Source organism: Streptomyces sp. NPDC096176 (assembly GCF_044763255.1).
Classification (GTDB): domain Bacteria; phylum Actinomycetota; class Actinomycetes; order Streptomycetales; family Streptomycetaceae; genus Streptomyces.
Window position 1 is genome coordinate 1 of record NZ_JBIWFV010000020.1, and the last position, 937, is coordinate 937.

The following is a 937-nucleotide window of genomic DNA, read 5'->3' on the forward strand; positions in this document are numbered from 1 at the left end:
GCCCGGTTACATTCCGAACCCGGAAGCTAAGCCTTTCAGCGCCGATGGTACTGCAGGGGGGACCCTGTGGGAGAGTAGGACGCCGCCGAACAATCTTTCAGGACCCTTGGTCCAGCGTTCACGCTGGGCCAAGGGTCCTTTTTGTTTTTCCGAGAATGACGAAGCGCGGCCGATGGCCGGCTGCGCGAGAATGACTGTGGTACCCGAAGACAGGAGTCACCCGATGTCCCCCAACTCTTCCGACGATCGTCCGGATCGCGAGCCGCGTCGCAGCGACGGCGGTGACAGGGGCGGCTTCCGCGGTGGTCGTGACGACAGGGACCGTGGTCCCCGCCGGGACAACGACCGTGGTGAGCGCGGCGGGTTCCGTGGCGCCCGTGACGACCGTGGTGGTCGGCCCACCGGCGGCGGCGGTGGTTTCCGTCGAGACGACCGCGACCGGGACCGCGATCGCGGGCCGCGTCGCGAGGACGACCGTGGTGACCGCGGCGGGTACCGCGGGCCCCGTGACGACCGTGGCGGGCGCCCCGGCGGTGGCGGCGGTTACACGCCTCGCACGGGTGGCGCCGGTGGCGGCGGCTTCCGTCGCGACGACCGGCGCGACGAGCGCGGTGGCGGCTTCCGTCGTGACGACCGCTCGGGCGGAGGCGCCGGCGGTTCCGGTGGCGGTTCCGGGCGCCGCGACAACGATCGTGGTGGCTTCCGCGGTCCGCGTGACGACCGTCGTGACGACCGCCGCGATGACCGCCGCGATGACCGTCGTGACGACCGGCGCGGCGACGACCGCGGCGCCCGCCCCGGCGGCGGCTTCCGACGTGACGACCGTTCCGGTCCGAGCGGTTACCCGCGTCGTGACGACCGGCAGGGTGGGTTCCGTCGGGACGACGACCGTGGTGGCTTCCGTGGTCCGCGTGACGATCGTCGTGACGAGCGCCCC

The 937-nt window shown here is 72.3% G+C and carries 1 rRNA gene and 1 pseudogene; one reads left to right on the top strand and one right to left on the bottom strand.

What is annotated here, in order from left to right:
* Window positions 1-91: ribosomal RNA gene (gene rrf, locus ACIQ7Q_RS33235) — 5S ribosomal RNA — on the top strand; the annotation flags it as partial.
* Window positions 92-118: 27 nt separating this feature from the next.
* On the opposite strand, the pseudogene ACIQ7Q_RS33240 reads toward rrf, so the two are convergent.
* Window positions 119-937: pseudogene (locus ACIQ7Q_RS33240) on the bottom strand (hypothetical protein); the annotation flags it as partial.